The organism is Enterococcus cecorum (genome assembly GCF_052119425.1).
Classification (GTDB): Bacteria; Bacillota; Bacilli; order Lactobacillales; family Enterococcaceae; genus Enterococcus_E; species Enterococcus_E cecorum_C.
This window is the reverse complement of the sequence record NZ_JBQKFH010000021.1, coordinates 13,327-33,217: the sequence shown is the minus strand read 5'-3', so window position 1 is coordinate 33,217 and position 19,891 is coordinate 13,327. Positions and strand designations below refer to the sequence as shown.

The window sequence follows — 19,891 nt, the reverse complement described above, 5'->3', positions numbered from 1 at the left end:
TATAGAGGTGCTATTGATGACATCAGAAAATTTACAAATCCAAGCTTATCAAGCAATTAGAAATCAAATTATCTATTCTGAACTACCACCCGGAAGTAAAATATCAGAAAAAAATTTAGAAGATTACTTACAAATAGGTCGTACACCGATTCGAGAAGCATTAATTAAACTTAGACAAGAAAATCTTGTTTATACTATCCCTCAAAGCGGGACTTATATTTCTCAAATCGATCTTGAAAAAGCCAGTAACGCAAGATTTGTGCGCGAAATTCTCGAATCAAAAATTATGACTGAATGTTGTGCAAAAATTGATACTGTATCCTCTGAGGAATTAGCAAGCCTTATAGAAAAACAAGTAGAAGCAATGAAAAACGCTGATAGTAAAAGTTTTTTTCAATATGATAATCTCTTCCATCAAACTTGTTACAGAATCGCGAATCGTCTTGAAATTTGGAATTGGATGAATAGCAATAATACACATCTCGAACGCTTCAGATGGTTACGCCTGTTAACTGCTGATTTAGACTGGAATGCCATTATTGATCAACATAAAGCTATCTATCATGCAATTATTCAGCGCAATCCTGAAGAAGTAGAATTTCAAACTTCACTACATTTACACATGATGTTAAATGAGCAAGCTGCTGTAACAAAACATTTCCCAGAGTATTTTAAAAACTAATATTTCAGTTTATAATTGTAAACATTCTACACTGCTAAGTAACCTGTCACCTTACTTTCTCAATTGGCATATACGAAATGATTGTCAAGTTGAGAATTTTCTCCATTGATTTCTTTTCGACTTCAAATAGCTTTGATGATAAAATTTATTTAGAAGTTAAAGGAGGCGACCCACTGCCTGCATCCCAAAGGTGGACGTTAAATAAAGAGTCAAAAAACAGCACGTAGATTTTATTTTCTGCGTGCTATTTTATTTGTTATGCTATTTTATTTGGAATATATGCAACTTTGTCATCCATATCAGATAGGCCAAGAAAATGCGTAATTTCGTCATTAGTGGATAATCATGTTGTAAAAAGCGAATATTATTCCAATGACGGGACAAATCATTCCTTTGCCAATTATCCTTAGTCACAAATTGTCCACGAGTGGCGACATGTTCATAATTTGCAGTGATAAATATTTTTTCCACTAAAGCGACGGTCATTGGCGGCTGGTAGTTTTCGCAATATTCTTTTGTCGGAATATTAATCAATGCTTGCGATAATAAATCAAACCAATTTGTAGGATTTTCAGTCTTATATTGCCACATCGCCTTTTGTAAATCATTTGGTAAAGGAAACTGATAAATTTTCCCATTCAAGCAGCGGATACGTACACAAAATTTTTTACGTTTCTTTTTTGCCATGGTCACCTCCAAAATTTTTATCCCTATTCAAAAGATAAACACTTGCAGCTAAAATCATTGCGAGTACAGTTGCCATCCAGCGAGAAAGTGGAATAACCCAAGGCGTACGAATGAAAACAAACAAAAGACAGTTGATAACAAATATCCCACCTATTGTAAATAACATTTTCCAACTATTTTTCTGACCATAGTTTTTTCCCATTAACCACAAGATGACAAAGGCCGAAATACCGGCACATATACTACAAATCACGTACTCGCCAACATCTATTAGCTGTGGCGTACCTGGTTTAAAAAGGGATACAAAATAACTGCCAATAAATACCACCGCAAAATAGGTCAATACCGCTAATAGACTGATTTTAACCATTTGTTTTGCATCATTTGGAAGCTGTTTGAGCAATTCATCGGCAATCGGTTGGGGATCTTTTCCGAAATAATCTTGAGCAGATACCTCGTTTTGTTGCGCTTCTAAAATATCTTGCAAAATACCGAGCAACATTTCTTCCGTCTGACGTTCGTTTTTCCCCATACTATTCAGGCGCACATACACGAGCAAATCTTCATAGTATTGCTTATTGGCACCTTGGAGTTGTTTTTGTAAGTTTGCATTTTCTTTGATTAGACTACTCATTTTCCGCACCTCTCATCACTTGATTGACATTTTGCTTGAGTAACTGCCACTGGTTTTTGAAATGTATTAATTCTGCTTGTCCGTCTGGTGTGACCGAATAATATTTACGTTTGGGGCCGGATTCTGATTCACGCATTTGTCCTGTAATCCAACCTTTTTTCTCCATTGATAGTAATAAGGGATAAATCGTCCCATTGGAAATCTCGCTAAAACCATTGTCCGCCAAACGCTCACTCAAAGTATAGCCATAGAGTTCTTCTTGCGTTAATAATTGTAAAATACAGCCCGTCAGCACACCTTTTAATAGCTGCGAATCGATTTTGCCTTTCATTTTCTCACCTACTATCTTGCATTACAAGCTAATCATAGCACACTTCAACTATCTTGTAAAACATAATAGCAAAAAATAAACACGGTAGCCTAAATCTATAGACTACCGTGCAAATGTTTATGCGTGTTTTAAAACTTTTTTTGCGAAGAATTTCAAAATCAATGGTGAGACCAACGTGCTGATTAAAATCGTGATAACCATTGGTGCGAAATATTTTTCAGGAATAAGGCCACCTGTTTGACCAATTTGTAAGACAATCAGTGCCATCTCCCCGCGTGAAATCATCCCAGCTCCGACCATCCAAGCACTATTATTGGAAAATCCGGCCATTTTCGAACCAAGGTAACCACCAAATAATTTAGAAATCACCGCAATCACCACAAACAGAGCGATAAATGGGAATTGTTTGATAATGCTAGCCAACTCAACTTCTAAACCGATATTCACAAAGAACACAGGAATAAAAATCGCGTAACCAATCGATTCAACATTGATAAAGACGCGTTCTTTGACTTTGGTTTGGCCCACAGCGATTCCGGCAAAGAAAGCCCCAATTACTGAACTTAAGCCAACCAAATCAGCCACATATGACATGCCCAAGCAAATAATCAACGACATGATGATGACTGATGCGGTGGTGTAAATTTTTTCTGACAAGTTCATCAAATAAGGTGCAATCCAACGAACAAGCAAGAAAATCAAGCCAAAATACACCAACTCTTGCAACAAGGTCAAGCCTAGTGATGCGTTATTCCCTTGATTAGCGCCTAAGAAAGTCAAGCTAATACTCAACACCAAAACGATTAATATATCATCCACCACGGAAGCCCCTAAAATCGTCGAACCTTCCTTGGTATTCACCGCATTTAATTCCTTTAGCACTTCCACTGAAATACTCACCGAAGTCGCTGCGAGCACAACCCCAAAGAAAAAGGCCTCTGTTGCTGTTGATTTGAAGATAAATCCGCCCCCTGCTCCTAGTAACAAGGGGAAAATCACCCCGAAGACAGCTACCAGCATCCCTGGTTTAAAATATTTCTTCAAAAGCTCAATATCACTTTCCAAACCGGCTAAGAACATTAACAAAATAACCCCGATTTCAGAAAAGATATGAATCAACTCTGATGAATGAATGAGATTCAGTCCCCCTGCTCCCACAATTAGGCCAACCAATAATTGCCCAACCACTCCAGGAACACCTATCCGACGACAAATGTGTGCTGCCAGCGAAGTCGTGACTAAAATCAAACATAAAATACCAATAAATTCCATTTGTTTACACATCCCTCCAAAATTAAGCCAAATTGAGCCGCAAATTGTCGACTCAAACAACAAATTTTCTTATCTTAATTATACCGAAGTTTTGTGCAAAAGAATAGAAAAATGCTCTGAATAGTCGCACTTTTATTTGTGAATAATTTCATCGAAGTGTTGTTTATAGGATTCGATTATGATATTTTATAACGCTGCCATACCGCCTTCAACATTGACCACGTGATAGCCTTGACTGGCCAAAAACGCACAGGCATTAGCGGAACGGGCACCTGAATGACAGATCACATAATAAGTTTCGTCTTCGTAAAGTTCTTCTACAAAATCTAAGAAACGACTTAACGGCATGTTTTCCGCTTGTGGTAGATGACCAAACATAAACTCGTCTTCTTCACGCACATCAATTAAATTTATTCTTTCTTTGCCTAATAGTTCTTTAAATTTGTGAATATCAATGGTTTCGTACATCTATTTTAGCTCCTTTAGTTCTATGTGAATTTTTTGATAAATATCAGTCTTTAGATAGTGACTATTTGTTGACATGTGAATACAAATAATAAGCGCCATCCAAGTTTTTGACCTTAAAGCCGTGTTGTTTCAAGATACGCTCAGCCAAATAACTGCGTTGACCACTGTGACAACTTACAATATACGCCTGATTTTTATCTAGTTCAACCAAACGAGCTCGCAATTCATCGAGCGGGATAGCCATAGCATTGGTAAACTTACCATTTTCTAGTTCAGCAGGATTGCGCACATCTAATATTTTCGCTCCATTTTTTAGCTCATTTGCCAAATCATACCACTGCACATTTTCACTCAAACCTTCCATTAGATTCAACGCGGCATAACCAATCATATTTACTGGATCTTTTGCTGAACCAAATGGCGGTGCGTAGGTCAATTCGAGTTCTGGTAAATCTTCTACCGTCAGTCCTGCTTTAATCGCTGTGGCTAAAACATCGATTCGCTTATCAACGCCATTTTCTCCAACTGCTTGAGCCCCAAAAATTTCACCCGTCTTAGGATCAAAAAGTAATTTCAATAAGATATCGGTTGCCTGTGGATAATAGCTGGCATGATGTTTACCTAATGTATGCACGACTTGATAGTTTTTTCCTAGGCGTTTTAAGGTGCGCTCATTTAATCCAGTGAAAGCCGCCGTCATGTCAAATGTACGGACAATTGCGGTACCTAGGCTGCCTTTATTTTTCCGCGGAAGCCCAGCAATGATGTCTGCCACCTGCCGCCCTTGACGATTCGCAGGAGACGCCAGTGAAATTAAGGTTTGTTCCTTAGAAGTGTGTTGTGTGACTAAAATCGCATCGCCAATCGCGTAAATATTGGGATCTGAGGTGCGATAATTTTCATCGACCACGATAGCCTCACGTAGTCCTAGCGTTAATCCGGCTTCTTTTGCCAAACGTGACTCTGGCTGCACACCAATCGCTAAAATCGTTAAATCACTAGTTAACACTTGCCCATCTTCTAACACGACTTCGCGACCCTTTTCTCTAAAGCCTGACACGCCTTGATTAGTCAGTACATTCACGCCATTTTTAACTAATTCCTCTTCTACAAAAGTTGCCATTTCCGGATCTAAAGCAGGCAATACTTGAGGGGCTTTTTCAATTAAAGTCACGTGCAATTGGCGTTTGGCAAGATTTTCAACCATTTCCAAACCGATAAAACCCGCACCTACCACGGTCACATGTTGGATGGCTTGTTGTTGCAAATGCGCCATAATCCGATCAATATCTGGCACGCTACGGACAGTAAATACATTTTGCGCCTCAGCTAAACCTGGAAAGTTCGGCACAACCGGCTTAGCACCTGGCGACAATACCAATACATCATATTCTTGGGTAAATACTTGCTCCTGATTTTTTACTGTAACAGTCTTAGCCTTACGATCAATGGCTAAGACTTCATGATTGGCCCGGACATCGATGGCAAACCTTTTCTTTAAATTCTCCGCAGTTTGCACTAAAAGTTGCTCGCGGTTCTCGATTTCTCCAGATACATGGTAGGGTAAGCCACAGTTAGCAAAAGAGACATACGGCCCCTTTTCAAAAACAGTAATTTCTGCCTCTTCCATTAACCTTCTTAATCGCGTGGCACAAGACATGCCCCCTGCGACTCCACCGATAATAATGACTTTTTTCACGTTATTTTCCTCCTATCACGCGATCTGTCCAAGCATTCATGCCGCCTTTGACATTAACAACTTGAATCCCTTTTTTCGCTAATATTTTAGCTGCTTGCTTACTGCGCATCCCCGATTGGCAAATGATATAATGCGGTTGCTTGCCTTTTGCCTCATATTGCGAGATGCGATTGAGCGGTACATTTTTGGCGCTTCTGATATGCCCACTGCGGTATTCAGCCGGGGTGCGCACATCTAATAGTACAATATCTTGATTTAACTGACTTTTTAATTCATTTGTAGAAACATTTGGCACTTTGACAAACCAATGAAACATGGCTATCTTTCTCCTCTCTTTTTATACCTCATAGGGTATTTATAATCGATAACCAACCTTTTGTCAATCATTTTGAATGAGACTGGACAATTTTTTACTTTTTCAGTATAGTACCTAGTATGGTATATAGATTGAAATGAGGTGAAACCATGCCTGTAACCGATAAAACCAAACTAACCCATCGCCTAAAAAGAGCTGAAGGCCAAATTCGCGGTGTATTGAAGATGATTGAAGAAGAAAAAGAATGTATCGATATCGTCACTCAGCTTAGTGCCGCACGTTCTAGTATTGACCGTGTAATGGGACTTTTAGTGGCTGAGAATTTTCGTAAATGTTTAGAAGAAGAATGCGAAAACCCTGAAGAAAGAGAAAAAAAAATCAACCAAGCCATCCAACTCATCATGAAAAAATAGTTGAGCAAATAATTCGCTTTGTAAAATTAAATTGTGTACAATGTAAATGTGAAAGGAAAAGAATATGATTCAACCAATTGTCAAAGATCAACTGTGTTTTGCTTTATATCAAGCACAAAAGGAATTCAATCGCCTATATAGTAAGATTTTAGCGCCCTTTGAATTAACTTATCCGCAATACTTAACGCTATTAGCTTTGTATGAAAAAGACCATTTAAGCGTTTCTGAATTAGGTGAGATTTTGTCTTTAGATAGTGGGACGCTGACTCCTTTAATCAAACGCCTAGAAGCAAGAGAATATGTGATGCGCACACGAGATTTCAATGATGAACGTCGCGTATTGATTTCTCTAACGCCAAAAGCCAAGGAAGTGAAAGAGGACTTGCTGCAAACGATCGGGCATTGTTTAAGTGATTTGACATCGGATGAAACGTATTATTTTTCTTTGATGCAACAACTGCAAACACTTACTCAAACCTTAGGAGGGCTCAATCATGAAGAAAATTTACGAAACAAAAGTAACTAGTATCGGCGGACGCGAAGGAGAAGTCTTTTCACCAGATCGCTCTTTTGCCTTTAAAACAACAGCTCCAGGTAAACGTGTCGAAAATGCAACCAACCCAGAACAATTATTCGCAGCAGCATACAGTGCTTGCTTTAACGGTGCATTAGGCTTAGTAATGGAAAACGCCGGCGAAACTTACCCAAGCGAAGTGAGTGCACGTGTATCCTTGATGTCTGATGAAGTAGAAGGATTTAGCGTAGCCGTGACTTTAGAAGTTCATCTTGAAGGCGCAACAAAAGAAAAAGCAGAAGAATTAGTCGCAGCGGCTCACCAAGTATGCCCTTACTCAAAAGCAACTCGCAACAATATCGATGTACAATTCGAAATTATTTAATGATAAACCTAAACCCACCCAGCTAAGCACCTAAGCCTAGTTGGGTGGGTTTTTTATCAATATAAACTTAACTCGTGCTCTAAAAATCTAAAGCTTAATTTTATATTTGTTATACAAGCAAGTAACAATCTACGTACAAGTGAAAATACAACATACTGTCCATTTGTTGCAATTTCTACTCTTTCAGCAGTTTGGACATCTTGATATTCTATGATGACATGATTCACCAAAGCCGGATTTTCGTATAATCTCTGAAAATCTTCATCCGTAGCTAGTTTACCCTGATAATACAAATCAGCACTAAGCGTATTTTCTTTTTCTACATAATAGGCTTTTAGTACGTAATCATTTGCTTGCGATTGTTCATCTGTAGCTTCTACCATCTCATCTTCTTCAAAAAGCGGTGGGCGCAAACTTCATCATAATCCACTTCAAAATCATATGCATCATTATCTAGCCATTCGACAAATTTATCTCGCTCTACAGGTGTATACCAATGAGACATAAAATCTTGTACCCGATATGGCTCAGAGATTCGAGAAATCATAAATACATATTTATCTGGGTCCACTTGCGCCTTTTGAAACCGTGACATAAAATGCATGATACCCATCAAGTCATAATGAATATAATAACGCTTAATTACTCTTCTTTCACAAAGACATTCAATCATTCGCAAATCAGTCTTTATGTCTACAAAACGTTCAAATAAAGTAAAGCGACCTTCATACTGTTCATTTTGATCATACACCTTAAACCCTCTATTCGCACAACCCTTTAACGTAACGATACCAAATGTTTCATAAAAAAGTTGCGGCTCCTCACTTTCAATTGTCAAACTCTTTTCCTGAAGCACAAAAAAACAAGCACCCTCTAGTGAAAAAGGATGCCTGTCTAAAAATCTTGAAATTATAAAGCAGCTAATAATTGTTCTGCTTGTTTTTCTAAGCTTGCTTGTGCTTCGTCAGTTAAGACTAATTCACCAGTTCCCCAAGCTTCGTCGTTTACCCGTGTGCCAGTGAAATCACCAACCACTTGTGTACGGATGAATGGTAATAATGCTTGGTAGGCAGCAAATAATTGATCATGTCCGCCGTTTGCTACTGAAGAAACAGTCACCACTTTGTCTTGTAATGCTGAAGGGCCAGTTGGATCAGATAAATCTAATGCACGGCTTGCCCAGTCTAATAAGTTTTTAACTGATCCAGGGATGGCAAAGTTGTAAATTGGTGAGAAAATCCAGATTGCATCAGCTGCTTGGATTGCTTCACGAACTTTGGCAACAGATGGTAGCACAGGTGTTTCTAAGTCTTGGTTGAACACAGGTACTTCTTTATAGTCTAAATATGTAACGTTTGCTTTACCTGCTAATGCTTGTTCTGCTTTAGCGGCTAATTGATGGTTAAATGAACCTTCACGTAATGAACCAACGATAAATAAAATGTTTTTCATAAGTATAAAATTCCTTTCACTTCTTGATTACGTACTTAGTTTAGCCAAAAATTTTTGAAAATGCAAACAACAAAACTCGACAAATGTTGTAAAAGTCTAGGATATAGAAAAAATTTATCACCCACTATTGATTTATGTTTATTCAGATATAATATATGACGTATATATTTTTATCGCACCTAAATATGTCACACATTAATTTAATATAATGCTTGTATTTTGTTTTATATGTGCTATAATACAATCAATATGACACATATATGGAAGAAGGGATCTTATGGAACTGAGTCCTCGTCAACAGCAAATCCTAGACATCGTGAAGGCCCAACAACCTTTAAGCGGTGAAAAGATTGCTGAAGAACTAGGCATTTCCCGAGCTACTTTGCGCAGTGACCTCTCCTTTTTAACTTTGGCAGGTATATTGCAAGCGGCTCCAAAAATTGGTTATACCTACGCGGGCAGTCAAATTGAACCATTTTTATTTGATGAAACTTTTCATACTGCGATTTCTGAATTGATGGTTCCGCCTTTATTGATTGAACAAAGCACACCCATTCGTGAGGCTATTACCAATCTATTTATGTATAATGTGCGCGCAATTTTTGTTGTCGATGAACAAAAAATGCTGATTGGCACATTAAATCAAAAAGACCTTTTACGTGGTTCGCTCACCACAAGTAATGACCAAACGCCGGTTGCTGTCTGCATGACGCGACTAGCCAATGTGGTTACTGTGACGCCTGAAATGAATATTTTAGAAGTCGCTCAACTCATGATTCAACACGACACCGAAGCACTAGCCGTTGTGGACCAAGAAAACAGTCGTAAAATCATTGGTAAAATAACAAAAAGTCGTATTTTAGCTTATATTGTCGAACAAGCCAAAGCGACAGAACTGAATCGATAAAGGAAAAGAGGAACAAAGCACATGACTAAAAAAGTAACCATCTACACTATTTCAGACTCAATCGGAGAAACCTCTCAAAAGCTGATTTCTGCCGTATTAGCACAATATCCTGACCTTGAAGTGGCGAATAATTATCGTTTCCCATTTGTGAATACCGAAGAACATCTGCTATCTATCTTAAGAGATGCTGTTCATGATAAAGCAATTGTGGTCAGCACTTTAGTAAATGCAGATTTAGCCCAAGCTGCTCGTCATTTTGCCCAAAGAACGAGCATTCCTTACATTGATTTGATGCATCCATTTTTTGAAGCGATTCATGCAAAAACAGGCATCGAACCAATCCAAAAACCAGGAACTGTCCACACCTTAAACAGCGACTACTTTAACCGTATCAGTGCCATCGAATTTGCAGTGAAATACGATGACGGCAAAGACCCACATGGATTTATCGATGCTGATGTCGTGCTTTTAGGCATTTCTCGAACAAGTAAAACGCCTTTATCGATGTATTTGGCCAACAAAGCGATTAAAGCAGCCAACCTGCCATTAATACCTGAAGTACCTGTTCCTGAAATAATTGCTACACTACCAAAAGAAAAAATGTTTGGCTTAACTTGTGCGCCAGAAGCTTTGGTCAAAATCCGTCAAAATCGCCTACAAGCCCTTGGTCTCAATCAAGATGCCAATTACTGTGACATTGACCGAATTAAAGCGGAAATCAAGTATGCCAATGACTTATTCGAAAAGCTTGGTATTCCAGTCCTTGATGTCACTGAAAAATCGATTGAGGAAACCGCCTTTACGATTATGGATCAACTATAATTGATAAAAAAATAAAATCACAGTTTGCCTTTCACTTCAGCGAGCTGTGATTTTATTATTGGAGGAATGTTATGAAAAACCAAGCTATCTTAACTGAGCTAATCAACTTAGAAGCCATCTTAAACTTACCTAAGGGTACCGAATTATACTTAAGCGATATTCACGGTGAATTCGCCGCTTTTGACTATATCTTGAGAAGTTGTGCGGGAAATCTCAAACTAAAAATTACCGAATGCTTTAAGGAACAACTCAACGACAGCGAGATCAACCAACTCACACTGCTGATTACCTATCCCGAGGAAGCCATCCAATATCCACGACACTATCCATTTTATAACAAAGACTATCAAGAACGTGTCATTCGTCAACTCATCACTTTGCTTGGTTTTGTCTCAACGAAGTATACGCGTTCCAAGGTGCGAAAAAAATTTCCCGAGGAATATGCCTATATCTTAGAAGAATTTATCTATACCGATTTACAATACAATGACCAAGCCGATTATTTTAAAAATATGATTCATTATTTAATCGAACTTAAAGAAGCTATTCCCTTTATATTAAAAGTGGCTCCTGTTATCCAAAATTTAATCATTGACCACATTCATATTGTAGGGGATATTTTTGACCGAGGGAAAGAGGCAGATTTGGTTATGGAGCGGATTTGTCACTTACCTTCTGTGGATATTCAATGGGGGAATCATGATTTGTTATGGATGGGGGCTTATGCGGGTAATGCGGCTTGTCTTTGCCATTTACTGAGGATTGCAACCCGTTATCAATACCTTTATGATATCGAAAAAGCTTACGGCATCAATTTGCGACCCCTCTTTTTATTTGCGGAAAAGACTTATCACGCCAATCCTGCTTTTACCCCAAAAGGAAAGCTAGATGCTGATCAACTCATCTTAGAACAAGTTCATCAAGCGTTGAGTATCATGCAGTTTAAACTAGAAGGGCAAATTACCACGCGCCGACCAGAACTTAAAATGGATATGTATGATGTGTTATCTAAAATTGATTATGAAAATAACACGATAGACATCGACGGACAGACTTACAAAATAGAAAATCCCTGCTTTCAAACAGTCAACCCTAAGCAACCTTTGCAATTAACTAAGGCCGAACAAGAAGTACTCGATAGCTTGATGTATTCTTTTCAGCACTCTTTAAAGATGAAAAAGCACATGTCATTTTTGATGAAGCACGGCAGCATGTATTTAATTTATAATCAGCATCTACTTTATCACGGCTGTATCCCCCTTGCGCAATCAGGTGAGCTCATTAATTTTAACGTGGGCAATGATAGTTATCAGGGTGCAGCATTGCTAAACTTTTTTGAAAAACACTTAAAGGAAAGCTTTCAGAATTTAGACAGCCATGAAGATTTTGCGACAGATTTGAGTTGGTATGCTTGGTGTGGGCCATTCTCACCGCTTTTTGGCAAACATAAAATGACCACTTTCGAACGTTATTTCATTAAGGATAAAAAGACGCATCTCGAACGCAAAAATGCCTATTATCAATATCGCGATTCTGCAAAAGTTTGTCAGCTTATTTTGGAAGCATTTGGTTTAAATTCCGAGTTTTCCAGAATCATTAACGGACATACGCCTGTTAAAACAACTAAAGGTGAAGCTCCAATTAGAGGGGACGGTCATTTATTTGTTATTGATGGTGGTTTGTCCAAAGCTTATCAAAAACAAACCGGAATCGCGGGCTATTCACTATTAAATAACTCCTATGGTTTTCAAATTGTGACACATCAACCATTTATCAGCACGGATTATCTGTTTAACCAACAAACGGATATGAACGCTATCAAACGTGTGGTAGACAAAGTAGCCAAGCGCACACTGATCAAAGACACCACGATTGGCCAAGAAATTCAGACGAAGAAGCGGAAATTACAATCACAATTACAGTAAAAAACACCGCACCTAGAAAATCTATCTAGGAGCGGTATTTTTCATTCGTCATCATCTTCAAAAACACATTCGACTTTCAGCAAATCTTCGTGAATCAAATCTAAAATCACCTGACTCAATAATTCTGTCGTAAGCATTTCACATAACGTTGCCAGTAAAATTTCAAAGTCTTCAGATGCTTCTGGCTCTTCCGCTTGAATAAAACGCTCCCTTAGCCCACCTTCTTCAATCGCAACAGATATTACGCCGCCAATCGCATGATAGAATTCTTGAAAGAAATGAGTAAAATCATCCTTAGTCTGGATATAACGCGAAAATGCAATACACTGATCTAACTCAGCGTATTCACGAAGCATTTTTTTATAATCCAAAAGTAGCTGGTGTTCTCTTGCTTGTTTTGCCAAATAACCACTCATATAACTGACTAAGCGCTCAATAGCTAAGGGGATGTCCACGTTAAATTCCGGCGGTATATATAACACTTCTTCGTTCAAATGATTCAGGATACTGGCCACCACATCGGGATAGTGAATCTGAGGTGCTTTGGATAAAACATTTTCCATATCGTCAACATCCATATCGTGTACCACATTTGATGCCATACTTTTCAAATAGTAATTGATTTTATTATCGCGAAATAACTCATCAAAGTTGGGATGATAAAAAATCGGTCCATGAGCTTCTTTTTCCAGTTGCTGTAACTTTCCTTGTGCAATCAAATCCTCTCTAAAATCATCTATCCGATACATACCAAAATATTCATCTAGCACAAATTGAAACGGAATTTGCTGCGCTTCAAGCAAGGAATCCAACCATACAAAGTACAGCGGATCAGCGTCATCAAATATCGAATGTTCAAAAATCAAAGGAATATATATTTTATACAGACTATCCTGCCCAGCCTTCACCATTCTTTTAATGGATTGATCAACAGTCGGATTTTTTAAAGGATTGAGTCCTGCTGCTTTTGAACAAATTTCTTGCATCTGTTTGAATGTTTTTCTGACGGGATCCTTGACTGTTTTGCCATAAACTTTTTCATAGTACTGTGGAAAATGTTCATATAATAAATTCATGTTATCTTTTAGCTGTAGCAATACTTTTTCGAGTTCACTATATTCAGACCAAAAGGCAATCATTTTGGCTTTTTCGTTATTCAAAAGCGAGTGTGCCCATTTGATAAAGGCATCTTGGAAAAATTCATCCCATGATTTATTTGAACGCGCCATGACCCTACCTTCTTTCATCAATATCTTTTCCTTGTATTTTATTATACAATTTATTTAAAACGTTTTCAAATACAAAAGCTACCTGGAAAATCCGCTGGATTGACTATCTGTTATTTGTATGATTAGAACTTGTTTTTATTTCAACGTTATTAATTTTGATAATCCTGATTTTATTAAATTAAATATACTGAATATTTGTTATATTTACCCAAATCTCTGTTCGTTATACCCCAAAACCTACGCAAATCCCCGTTTAATTTGGAAAAAGACTAGTCATTTCAGCAAAAAAATAACCACTCCCAGCACTTTGTCGGAAGTGGTTTTATTATTTAAAAGTCTATTTCATTCTGTGCCAAAATATGTTTTAAAGTTTGATGGAAATTGGTATAGGGATTGAATGCTATAGCTTCTTTTAATGGAATATCATCTATATTTAATGATGCTACATTTCTAAACGCAGTTGGTATAAAATTTTCGACATAAGTACTAATCTGCTCTGCTTTATTATGACGATAACTACCTACGCTTAATCATATGAATATAAGCTTCTTCCGTCTCACCTTCACAAAAAATCATCACATTCGGTCGTGGCTTTTTATGGCGTTTTTGTCTCTTTTCTCTAGCCAACTTTCCCACCTACTCATATTATCACGAGCAATTTCTTGAAAACCGAAAAGACGTTTAAAAAAAGCAACCCCGATTTGCGAGGTTGCTTGTTTAAGATTTGATTTATGCTTGGATTTGTTTTAGATTGACAATTTCTGCATGGGCCAAATCACCATTTAAGAAGGCTTGAATGTTTTTAAAGTTGTCCTGTACGCCTTGAATGAAAGCTTCTTGAGAGTAAAAAGCAATGTGCGGTGTTAAAACAACATTATCCATCTGCATAAATGGTAGTTTGCTCAAATCAGGATCTTCACTATGCACCACGTCTAAAATCGCATAAGAAAGTTTACCTGATTGCAAGGCTGCGACTAAATCCTTTTCATTCACCACTCCTCCACGTGAAGAGTTGATAAAGACTGGTTGATTTTCACAAAGATTAAATAATGTGGCATTCAGCATTTCTTTCGTGCTATCATTTAATGGTAAGTGAGAAGAAATATAATCACTATGCGCAAAAATTTCTTCAAGACTTACTTGTGTCACACCTGCATTTGCGAAAACTTCTGCAGGAACAAACGGATCATAAGCCATCACTTTGCAGCCAAAAACTTGTAGACGCTGCGCAACTAAGCGTGGAATATTTCCAAAACCAATCAGTCCCACAGTTAATGAAGATAAACGGCGCATATCTGGGAATAATTCATAGTCCCACTTGTGATCGACTTTAACCGATTGATTGAAATCAAGAATGCGACGATTATGTGAAAGGATGGCCGCAACAACATAATTCGCAACCTCATCGACACAATATTGCGTAATATGTGAAACTGGCAATTGACGTTCATTCGCATAAGCCAAATCCACTGAATTAAACCCAATAGAACGATAAACCACTAATTTCAAATTTGGTAATTGCGATAACACTTCTTTGGTTAGAGGTTCATACACGGTAATAATAATATCCGCATCTTTTGCATTTTCAATAATTTCGCTTGGTGTTTGACTAGGACGTACCACCATTTCTAAATCTAAATTTAACGCTTGAATCGCTTGTAATTCATGCTCAAACATATTATCTTCAAATAATCTTACTACTTTCATGAAAATTCTCCTATCTATCTAACAAAAAATTTCGCAATCAAAATAACAAATACTAATGATAAGAAAGTACGCTCTAAAAAGATGACGATGACATGCCAGAATTTCATCTGTTTATTCGTTGAAATCAGTAATGTCGCAGTTTCAGATAAGTAAATGATTTGAATAATACTCATCATGGCGATAATCACACGACTTACTGCAGATTCAACAGATTGTCCTAAAATAACCGGTAAATAGTTATCTGCTAGTCCTGACATAATCGCACTTGCTGTGGTTTCAGGACTTGCAACACCAAATAACATTAAAATCCATTCCACTGGCATAGAAATAATCTTCAATAATGGCGTATATAATGAAATCACTAAAGCAAGCGTACCCCAACATACGATAATTGGCGTTAACCAAAATACATAGAAAGTCATATTGTCAATTTTAGCAACAAAATTCGAAAAGTTAGATTCATTAGCACGACGCACGGCATTATTCGCAGCACGTGTTAACCAATTACCGGTCTTTTCCACTTTGATTTTAGAAACAGTCGAACCATCCGCATAAGTATCTGGGAAAGTAGATAACGGTGGAATGCGGACACCAATCGCTGCAACAATCACACTCACTACAGCTAAACCTGCTAAAATCAACCCAAAATAATCAATAACATTTAATACCGAGCTCACCAAAACAATCCAACCAATACTACCTGTAGCAAACTGTGAACCAATAACAGCCATTTCACGAACAGTAAAATACCCTTTTTGGAAAAACTCCTCAGTGGCCATAATCGCAACATTTCCTGGTCCAACCCAAGCACTGATTATATTTACCGCACAAATTTCAGAAACCTTGAAGATTGGCTTTACAATACCACCCACAATTTCACCTAAAAATTCCATTGCACCAAACTCTAAAATAAAGGTTTGGAAAAGTAACATCATCGGTACTAGTACGGATAACTGAGTAGCTAAAGATAACATCGTACCACCCGTATCAGGTGAAGTAATAAATGCAGGACCGACTTTAAAATAAACCATTAAAGCGATAATTGCCCCAATCACACGGTTAATCGTATAAAACAGACTAGTAGAAAAGAGTTTCTTTAGTAGTCTTTGTTTACGAATGATTGTGTCGCTTTTCACTTGATCAATTACAGATAAAAGCGCACTCAAAACAATAAATGCAACCATAATCGCAGTAAGTGGCCCATTGAATGTCTTCACGAAAATTTTTAAATAGTGGAAAAGAATTGTATCCACTGAGCCATCAAAACTAAAGGGAATCAGTACTAAAACCGTTCCTAACACTGTAAATATAATGAACTTCATGAGTCCGATGAAATATGAATTATCTTTTGTTTTCTCCATTTCAATTCTCCTCTTCGATAATTTCGGAACACCATTCCGAAAAAGATTGTACATCTTTTAACAGAGTCTGTCAACAAAAAATTGTTAGTTTTATCACAAAAAATTTTCTGCTATAATAAGGAAAAATGGGAATGGGGGAATTCGATGAGTAAAGAAAATGATCTAATCAAATCAATTGACAATGCTTTTTCACTTTTAGATTTATTAAGTGAATATGGTCCTTTAGGGATTTCAGAAATAACAAGATTATCTGGACTAGCCAAAACCACTGTCTTTCGGATTTTAAAAACCTTAGAACATCGCGGCATCGTCATGCAAATTGAAGATGAAATTTATGCGATTAGTTACAAAATATTAAAATACCAACCTTCGCCTTTAAATGAGCAACAATTGATTAAAGTAGCTAAACCATATATGCAAGAATTTTCACAAAAAACTGGCGAAACGATTAATTTGTCGATTTTATATCGGGATGAAATTTATATTATTCATTCTGAAAGTGGAGAAAGCTATATGCTACAGTCTTCCTTAACACCAGTAACAGACCTGTACTGCTCTTCTATGGGTAAAATATTTTTAAGCGAAATGGCTGCGGATGAATTGGAAAAATACTATCAGAAATCGTTATTCAAACGTACAATCAATACAATTATTCATTATCCTGACTTTTGTGAAGAACAACAAAAAATCAAGCAAAATCACATTGCTTATGATCATGAAGAATATGAATATGGCCTCACTTGTATGGCAACTGGGCTATATCAAAATGGTCAATTAATTGCGGCTCTTGGCTGTTCTGGTCCAACCACGCGTCTAGGATTCAAAGGCCTCGCACAACTAGAAGAAAACCTCAAAAAGACCGCCGAAACTATTAATCAGTTGTTAGAAGTGTAAAAATAAACCATGCAGCCGGCTATATACACGAAGCTCGCTGCAGGGGTGTATCTTGTTGTCAAACGATAGGCAAACGATACAAACACCGATATTTCAATATTCCTAGCGATTATCTCACCTTTTTCAAACGATAGACAAACGATACAGCATCCCATTTATACCAAATTCAACTTATATTAGATTGGAGGTACGAATCGTATTATTAAAGATTTAAAACGGAAAATAGCGCACGAGAAAAGTCCGTACGCTATCTTTACTTACTTAATCACTATCCAGGGCTGCTTCATTCATTATGTGCCGACTTGGTGATTTAGAGGTTTGATGAATAATCCCGCGTCGATTCAATGATTTATTCGTATCTCTTCGTGTTTTTTTCGGATAATTCGCCGACAAAATCTCAACAATCTCGCCATCTTTTATGCCATCTTTGGGGTCATCTACAAAAATAGTCAATAGTTCAAAACTTGGAAATCATCCCCCTAACGAACAAAAACAGCCCCTAGAAGCTCGGCTAACTTCTAGAGGTTATCTGATTTTTAAAGTGCAGCATCTGGTACGAATACGAGATGTTCATTCACAAAGGTGTCAAAGCCTAATTCACTTAACTCGCGGCCATAACCCGAATTTTTGATCCCGCCAAATGGTAATTCTGGATGAGAAGCCCAACCGGAATTAATGAAGGTCATCCCTGTTTCAATTTTTTCAGCGACTTCTTTGGCATGGGTTAAATCTTTAGAAAAGACCGTGCTACCTAAACCATAGCTTGAATCATTGGCCAGTTCGATGGCTGCTTCTTCTGAGTCCACTTGATAAATAGAGGCTACCGGACCAAAGATTTCTTGGTTATATATTGGATTGTCCTTAGTAATATCCGTCAAAACAGTCGGCATCACGAAATTACCTGGATGATCAATCACTTCATCGCCATAAACAACGGTTGCGCCATGATCTTTGGCTAGCTTGATTTGTGCTAAGACTTGTTTTTTCGCCGTGGCTGAGGACAATGGTGCCAAGGTCGTTTCAGGATTCATCGGATCGCCCCATTTTGCTGCTTTGAATTTTTCGACAACAAGATCGACAAAGCGTTGATAATTTTCTTGTCCGACCACAATAAAACGTTTTGATGAGGTACATACTTGACCAGCATTATATAACCGCGCAAAAGTAATCGTATCGGCTAATAACTCAAAATCCACATCTTCTAAAATAATAAACGCATCATTTCCGCCTAATTCCATCGAGGTTTTCTTCAAATTGGCCCCGGCTTCTTGGGCAATGCTTGCGCCACCACGTTCAGAGCCTGTCAAGCAAACCCCAGCCACCCGCGGATCGGCAATGGCTTTAGACACTAAGTCATAAGATAAGAATAAGTTTTTAAAAGCACCCGGTTCGACATTAGCTTCATTGACTAACGCTTCAAAGGCTTGTGCAGATTGCGGACAAATTGAAGCGTGTTTTAAAATAATTGGGTTGCCGACCATAAAATTCGGTGCAAAAACGCGCATAATTTGATAAAAAGGAAAATTCCATGGTTCAACAGCGATTAACACACCGGTTGCTTGTTTGACATAATAAGCTTGTCCATGCACTGCTTCTAATGGTCTAGGTTGTAGGAAAGTTTCAGCCTTATCTGCATAGTAATCGGCAATATCGGCACACAAAGCCACTTCGCCCTGAGCTTCCGTGAATAATTTTCCCATGTCTTTGGTTAAAATTTCGGCATACTTATCAAGGTCGCGGCGTAATAATGCGGCCACTTGATGTAACTGTTCTTTACGTTGTGTGAGCCAATCCCTTTGACGCCATTTTTTATATAAAGCATGACCCTTGGATAAAGCTGCCTCCAAATCTTGCTCGGTAGCGTTATCAAAAGTTGCTAGCACTTCATTGGTATATGGATAAATTGTTTGATAAGTCATAAAAACTCCTCCTTTTTCGTTACAACAAATCTAACACTTGATATTATACCACTACAGAAAGCGCTTTTAAAAATGATGTGCTTATGACTTATAAAATGAAAGCCAACGATTGCGAACAAATTGCTAAATCATGCCACTTGGGATAAAATGGGCTACTTTTTTCTTCGAGTTTGTAAGGAAATAGAAAATTTGAAGGTAGGGCACAAGATATAAAACTTTAGGTAGCACAAAAATGCAAGTAATTTGGGCGTCCCTTGCCTATAGATTAGTGGTT

23 protein-coding genes are annotated in these 19,891 nt (G+C 37.7%); 8 read left to right on the top strand and 15 right to left on the bottom strand.

Annotated features, from left to right (window positions below; all coding sequences use genetic code 11):
- The first annotated feature begins 16 nt into the window (after positions 1-16).
- Positions 17-682, top strand: coding sequence for a GntR family transcriptional regulator (locus ACTQZM_RS06835; protein WP_441653300.1), 666 nt, complete (start codon positions 17-19; stop codon positions 680-682).
- A 261-nt stretch (positions 683-943) separates the two neighbouring features.
- Here ACTQZM_RS06835 and ACTQZM_RS06830 read toward each other — a convergent pair whose 3' ends face one another.
- The 7 genes from ACTQZM_RS06830 to ACTQZM_RS06800 form a co-directional block, all read right to left on the bottom strand.
- Entirely contained in the window at positions 944-1,369 is a 426-nt protein-coding gene (locus tag ACTQZM_RS06830; RefSeq protein ID WP_441653299.1) for a DUF7679 family protein, read from the bottom strand.
- Positions 1,350-2,003 (bottom strand): DUF1129 family protein, encoded by a 654-nt coding sequence (locus ACTQZM_RS06825; protein ID WP_441653298.1) that lies wholly within the window; start codon positions 2,001-2,003, stop codon positions 1,350-1,352. The genes ACTQZM_RS06830 and ACTQZM_RS06825 overlap by 20 nt, the downstream gene beginning before the upstream one ends.
- Positions 1,996-2,334, bottom strand: a complete 339-nt coding sequence (locus tag ACTQZM_RS06820) for a PadR family transcriptional regulator (protein WP_441653297.1) — start codon at positions 2,332-2,334, stop codon at positions 1,996-1,998. The genes ACTQZM_RS06825 and ACTQZM_RS06820 overlap by 8 nt, the downstream gene beginning before the upstream one ends.
- A gap of 117 nt (positions 2,335-2,451) precedes the next feature.
- Positions 2,452-3,606 (bottom strand): cation:proton antiporter, encoded by a 1,155-nt coding sequence (locus ACTQZM_RS06815; protein WP_113784767.1) that lies wholly within the window; start codon positions 3,604-3,606, stop codon positions 2,452-2,454.
- 186 nt (positions 3,607-3,792) lie between these two features.
- Positions 3,793-4,074, bottom strand: a complete 282-nt coding sequence (locus ACTQZM_RS06810; protein WP_047242607.1) for a rhodanese-like domain-containing protein — start codon at positions 4,072-4,074, stop codon at positions 3,793-3,795.
- 61 nt (positions 4,075-4,135) lie between these two features.
- On the bottom strand, positions 4,136-5,773 hold the full coding sequence (locus ACTQZM_RS06805) for an FAD-dependent oxidoreductase (RefSeq protein ID WP_441653296.1): 1,638 nt from the start codon (positions 5,771-5,773) through the stop codon (positions 4,136-4,138).
- Position 5,774: 1 nt separating this feature from the next.
- Positions 5,775-6,089: a rhodanese-like domain-containing protein gene (locus tag ACTQZM_RS06800; RefSeq protein ID WP_441653295.1), complete on the bottom strand. Its 315-nt coding sequence runs from the start codon at positions 6,087-6,089 to the stop codon at positions 5,775-5,777.
- A 149-nt stretch (positions 6,090-6,238) separates the two neighbouring features.
- On the opposite strand from ACTQZM_RS06800, the gene ACTQZM_RS06795 reads away from it, so the two are divergent.
- The 3 genes from ACTQZM_RS06795 to ACTQZM_RS06785 all read left to right on the top strand — a co-directional run bounded on the left by ACTQZM_RS06795 (position 6,239) and on the right by ACTQZM_RS06785 (position 7,401).
- Positions 6,239-6,502 carry a metal-sensitive transcriptional regulator gene (locus ACTQZM_RS06795; protein WP_441653294.1) on the top strand — a complete coding sequence of 88 codons (264 nt, stop codon included), beginning with the start codon at positions 6,239-6,241 and terminating at the stop codon, positions 6,500-6,502.
- A gap of 64 nt (positions 6,503-6,566) precedes the next feature.
- Positions 6,567-7,028 (top strand): MarR family winged helix-turn-helix transcriptional regulator, encoded by a 462-nt coding sequence (locus tag ACTQZM_RS06790; RefSeq protein ID WP_349278441.1) that lies wholly within the window; start codon positions 6,567-6,569, stop codon positions 7,026-7,028.
- The gene (locus tag ACTQZM_RS06785; RefSeq protein WP_016250626.1) at positions 6,997-7,401 is read left to right on the top strand and encodes an organic hydroperoxide resistance protein; all 405 of its coding nucleotides are present in this window, start codon (positions 6,997-6,999) and stop codon (positions 7,399-7,401) included. The genes ACTQZM_RS06790 and ACTQZM_RS06785 overlap by 32 nt, the downstream gene beginning before the upstream one ends.
- Positions 7,402-7,457: 56 nt before the next feature.
- Here the strand turns inward: ACTQZM_RS06785 and ACTQZM_RS06780 are convergent, their stop codons facing one another.
- The 3 genes from ACTQZM_RS06780 to ACTQZM_RS06770 all read right to left on the bottom strand — a co-directional run bounded on the left by ACTQZM_RS06780 (position 7,458) and on the right by ACTQZM_RS06770 (position 8,853).
- Entirely contained in the window at positions 7,458-7,784 is a 327-nt protein-coding gene (locus tag ACTQZM_RS06780) for a hypothetical protein (RefSeq protein WP_349278439.1), read from the bottom strand.
- Positions 7,778-8,152: a hypothetical protein gene (locus ACTQZM_RS06775; RefSeq protein WP_349278437.1), complete on the bottom strand. Its 375-nt coding sequence runs from the start codon at positions 8,150-8,152 to the stop codon at positions 7,778-7,780. Before ACTQZM_RS06775 ends, ACTQZM_RS06780 begins: the two co-directional genes overlap by 7 nt.
- 158 nt (positions 8,153-8,310) lie before the next feature.
- A complete protein-coding gene (locus tag ACTQZM_RS06770; protein ID WP_016250624.1) occupies positions 8,311-8,853 on the bottom strand; it encodes an NADPH-dependent FMN reductase in 543 nt (180 codons plus the stop codon).
- A gap of 277 nt (positions 8,854-9,130) precedes the next feature.
- On the opposite strand from ACTQZM_RS06770, the gene ACTQZM_RS06765 reads away from it, so the two are divergent.
- The 3 genes from ACTQZM_RS06765 to ACTQZM_RS06755 all read left to right on the top strand — a co-directional run bounded on the left by ACTQZM_RS06765 (position 9,131) and on the right by ACTQZM_RS06755 (position 12,507).
- The gene (locus ACTQZM_RS06765; protein ID WP_113784775.1) at positions 9,131-9,760 is read left to right on the top strand and encodes a CBS domain-containing protein; all 630 of its coding nucleotides are present in this window, start codon (positions 9,131-9,133) and stop codon (positions 9,758-9,760) included.
- Between the two features lie 21 nt (positions 9,761-9,781).
- Entirely contained in the window at positions 9,782-10,582 is an 801-nt protein-coding gene (locus ACTQZM_RS06760; protein WP_349278433.1) for a pyruvate, water dikinase regulatory protein, read from the top strand.
- A 71-nt stretch (positions 10,583-10,653) separates the two neighbouring features.
- Entirely contained in the window at positions 10,654-12,507 is a 1,854-nt protein-coding gene (locus ACTQZM_RS06755) for a fructose-1,6-bisphosphatase (protein ID WP_441653293.1), read from the top strand.
- Between the two features lie 41 nt (positions 12,508-12,548).
- Here the strand turns inward: ACTQZM_RS06755 and ACTQZM_RS06750 are convergent, their stop codons facing one another.
- The 3 genes from ACTQZM_RS06750 to ACTQZM_RS06740 form a co-directional block, all read right to left on the bottom strand.
- Entirely contained in the window at positions 12,549-13,736 is a 1,188-nt protein-coding gene (locus ACTQZM_RS06750) for a hypothetical protein (RefSeq protein ID WP_441653292.1), read from the bottom strand.
- A 729-nt stretch (positions 13,737-14,465) separates the two neighbouring features.
- The gene (locus ACTQZM_RS06745; RefSeq protein ID WP_171300245.1) at positions 14,466-15,443 is read right to left on the bottom strand and encodes a C-terminal binding protein; all 978 of its coding nucleotides are present in this window, start codon (positions 15,441-15,443) and stop codon (positions 14,466-14,468) included.
- Between the two features lie 14 nt (positions 15,444-15,457).
- Positions 15,458-16,804, bottom strand: a complete 1,347-nt coding sequence (locus tag ACTQZM_RS06740; protein WP_171332987.1) for a YjiH family protein — start codon at positions 16,802-16,804, stop codon at positions 15,458-15,460.
- Between the two features lie 144 nt (positions 16,805-16,948).
- Here ACTQZM_RS06740 and ACTQZM_RS06735 point away from each other — a divergent pair, with 144 nt between their 5' ends.
- Positions 16,949-17,698 carry an IclR family transcriptional regulator gene (locus ACTQZM_RS06735; RefSeq protein WP_441653291.1) on the top strand — a complete coding sequence of 250 codons (750 nt, stop codon included), beginning with the start codon at positions 16,949-16,951 and terminating at the stop codon, positions 17,696-17,698.
- A 261-nt stretch (positions 17,699-17,959) separates the two neighbouring features.
- Here the strand turns inward: ACTQZM_RS06735 and ACTQZM_RS06730 are convergent, their stop codons facing one another.
- Both ACTQZM_RS06730 and ACTQZM_RS06725 read right to left on the bottom strand, forming a co-directional pair.
- A complete protein-coding gene (locus ACTQZM_RS06730; RefSeq protein WP_441653290.1) occupies positions 17,960-18,151 on the bottom strand; it encodes a hypothetical protein in 192 nt (63 codons plus the stop codon).
- Between the two features lie 83 nt (positions 18,152-18,234).
- Positions 18,235-19,617 (bottom strand): NAD-dependent succinate-semialdehyde dehydrogenase, encoded by a 1,383-nt coding sequence (locus ACTQZM_RS06725; protein ID WP_441653289.1) that lies wholly within the window; start codon positions 19,615-19,617, stop codon positions 18,235-18,237.
- Positions 19,618-19,891: the final 274 nt, after the last annotated feature.